2 protein-coding genes and 2 pseudogenes are annotated in these 3,155 nt (G+C 48.7%); all 4 read right to left on the reverse strand.

Annotated elements, in window-relative coordinates; translation table 11 throughout:
• A pseudogene (locus tag V3W49_RS22460) lies at positions 1-383 on the reverse strand (hypothetical protein); the annotation flags it as partial.
• 234 nt (positions 384-617) lie between these two features.
• Positions 618-1,013, reverse strand: coding sequence for a helix-turn-helix domain-containing protein (locus tag V3W49_RS22465; protein WP_048268429.1), 396 nt, complete (start codon positions 1,011-1,013; stop codon positions 618-620).
• Between the two features lie 48 nt (positions 1,014-1,061).
• A pseudogene (locus tag V3W49_RS22470) lies at positions 1,062-2,285 on the reverse strand (ISNCY family transposase); the annotation flags it as partial.
• Between the two features lie 272 nt (positions 2,286-2,557).
• The gene (tolA, locus tag V3W49_RS22475; protein ID WP_500148168.1) at positions 2,558-2,992 is read right to left on the reverse strand and encodes a cell envelope integrity protein TolA; all 435 of its coding nucleotides are present in this window, start codon (positions 2,990-2,992) and stop codon (positions 2,558-2,560) included.
• Positions 2,993-3,155: the final 163 nt, after the last annotated feature.

The following is a 3,155-nucleotide window of genomic DNA, read 5'->3' on the forward strand; positions in this document are numbered from 1 at the left end:
ATTTATTTTGACGGGCGGCTGAATAAGGTGATGACGCTGTAGTATTTTTAACGTGACACAGAATTCTGAACGCTCTCGAGGTACCTGGTACAATCATCTTCAATTGTTCCTGAACTCTGGCCTGAACGCGTCGTTTAGGCATCTTTTTACTCCGATCACGCTTACCATCACGTTCGAGTTCATCCTTTTTGCTTTGCGCCAGCTTCAGAACGTCTATATCATTTTGTGATAACGGAATGTCACAGTTTTGACAGCTTACGCAGTTCCTGCCAGGCAAAGATATCATCCAGCTCTTCGTTGCTTTCGGCCACGGATCGGTGCAGATCTTTGGGGTATTTTGCTAGTCGTCGAAATCGTGACGAGGTGGCTTTGAAAACTGAGTCGGTTCACATCGTTCATTGAGAAAAACTCCGTTCCGTATGCCGTCATGAGTCTCATCCGTTGAAAGCAGTGATCGCTGTGGTGAGACTGTAGCGCGGACATGTCTATTTGGTCAGAGACGGACATTACAACTTTGCTGTTACAACATTTGTCTAGCCAATGTTGAAATGTCGTGCTGAAAACAAAGCTGACCTGACGTCAGTGGAGAGTCTGGACAATGCCTTTTTAAGGTTGAGTCAGGCTTTGGAGGAAGAACGTGGTTGCCAGGTTTTCTCGGCTATCATCAGTTTACGTACGGTCTCTTTTGAAATCCGGACACCGTATTCTGTGGTCAGAATTCGCCAGATGGCTGACGGATTCATATCCCGGCCGCGTGAGCGAATAAGCTGCAGTGCCTGATCTCTGATGGTGGTGTTTAACTGATGATTGCCTGGCTTTCCACGGCGCCGGCTGACCAGACCGGCTGACCCCAGCTCGCGGTAGCGTTTAATCAGGCGGGAGCACTGACGACGGGTGAGCTCCATGGACTCAGCCACTTCTGCCAGCGTAATTTCCCCCGCCATATAGGCTTCAATCAAATCCAGGCGTAGCGCTTCGTGAAGTGTCAGGAGCACTGGTTTGTTGTCGTCCATTTTTCTCTCATCTGTCGGCCATATCAGATCCGCAGGTGAGGGAAGGGCTTATCGCTTCAGGCTGGGGATAAAATCCTGCGGACTGGCCAGCACCGGGTTGATCGCCCTGAGCTCTTCCAGTGCACGTTCCTGAGCGCGCCTGCGGGGCATTTTTGTACTGCGCATTCGCTTTCCTTCAGCCTCCAGCTCTTCCTGTTTCTGCTGTGCCAGCCTCAGAACGGCACCCAGTCGTTTGTTATCAACAACCGCCCCCTGATCAACGCAGGTCAGTTTATCGAAAATCTTATAACCCAGTGGCCGGTGCTGATGCCGGAAAGTAATGCTTCCGTCAGGGTAATCATAAACGGTAATTTTTTCACCTGCTATGCGCGTATTTTGTTCGGTGGGTTCAATGATATACATCACTTTATCATACTGAAAAGTCAGTGCTTTCGATAAGGTCCGCAGCTCCTGCCAGGCGAAGATATCATTCAGCTCCAGTGGACTCTGTGTGACCGCACGGTGCAGATCTTTAGGGTATTTTGCCGGCCGGGAGAAACGACGGTTAAAATCAGACATGAAATGTTCAATCCACTGATTGGCTTCAGCAACCGAGCTGATGTTCTGCAGTCGCATCTCTTTAATCAGGCGATCCTGGAGCGTTTTATTTACCCGTTCCACGCGACCTTTTGCCTGGCTGCTGTTGGCACAAATCAATTCGATCGCCAGTTCCCGGAGAGCCCGTCCGAACTGGGTTGTGCCGGTACGTCGGCTTTCGGGTCCGCTGACCCTGAACACCGCATGCTTGTCGCTGTAAAATGCGACAGGTTTACCATGTTTATCAATGTATTGCCGGGTAGCCATCATGTAGTCAAACGCGTTTTCTGAATCACAGAATCGCAGGTGCATCAGGCGACCTGTGGCGTCATCCATGAAGACCAGAAGACAGCATTTTGGGGCTCTTCCTTCGAACCAGTCATGGTGAGAGCCATCGATCTGAACCAGTTCGCTGAAACAGTCGCGACGATAGCGCGGCTGGTAAACCCGGGTTCGCCGGCGGGAATGAGGACGCCAGAGACCGTCGGCTGTCATCCAGTTACGGATGGTTTCAACGGAGAGATATATATGATGGCGTTCAGCCAGTTTTTCGGTTGCGAGCGTTGGGCCCAAATCTGAATAGTGGCACCGGATCAAATCCAGGGCTTTACAGCGTGTTTCTTCATCGATCCGGTTGTTTGCAGGACGTCCACGGCGGGAAGATGCAAATGCGGTTGCGCCATCTGTCCGGTACTTTAGCTCTTAGGTTGAGTTGAACATCTGATTTCATACACACCTCTTTTGTATAGCGATTGCTATACAAGAATAACACAACACGAACGTATAGCAAATGCTATGCACCTCAAAGTGCCGAAAATGAGTTTTATGTTAAATATCAACAAGTTGAAACATAACAGCAAGACTGGAAGCAACATTAAAGTGTATCCTCAACAATCCCACCATTAAGGTGAAAACACGGAATGTGGCCCCCAAGGTCTTTTCAGCAAAAGCCATCTCAAACTTCATTTCTATAGTCTGAAATCAAGATCGGCATTTTTGACCCTCTGATATGTTTCGTCATCTGGTGCGGCGGGTATTTTTGCTCGTGTAATCGCTGAAATGGCTGCTTTACACAATTTTGCATCACCCTCTTTTGCTGTCGCACTGTTCACTGAACCATCAGGCTGAAGAGAGATACGGATAGAGCAGTTTTTTCCTTTATGCGCATCGGGTTCATACATTTCGGCAACAATGGCATTCCTTATTTGTGTCGCATATCCGAGTATTTTTGAATGCTCCGGGGGAACTGTTGGAGATCGTAGGCCACCTAAAAGATCATCAACTTCCGCAGATTTATCGCTGTCGGGCATAACCCTGACGTTTGTTTTTTGAGTATGGTTTGAACAGGCAGTTATAAGTAGAAAAATGGTGAGTATGGGCGCTGACAACACTCTTAAATACATGTTAAAACTCCTGTTTTCATCTCCAGGTAACCATCCGGGCGAGATCGCCCCTCTTTTTCCTGCTTCACCAATTTCGATACGCCTGGGGCTTTGTTGAATAAATCGAACTTTTGCTGAGTTGAAGGATCAGATCACGCATCTTCCCGACAACGCAGACCGTTCC

The organism is Rosenbergiella sp. YN46, assembly GCF_036620675.1.
Taxonomy (GTDB): domain Bacteria; phylum Pseudomonadota; class Gammaproteobacteria; order Enterobacterales; family Enterobacteriaceae; genus Jejubacter.

Excerpts from the sequence above, each read along its gene's own strand:
- V3W49_RS22465 (WP_048268429.1), bottom strand. The coding sequence starts at position 1,013 with ATGGACGACAACAAACCAGTGCTCCTGACACTTCACGAAGCGCTACGC.
- tolA (WP_500148168.1), bottom strand. The coding sequence starts at position 2,992 with ATGTATTTAAGAGTGTTGTCAGCGCCCATACTCACCATTTTTCTACTT.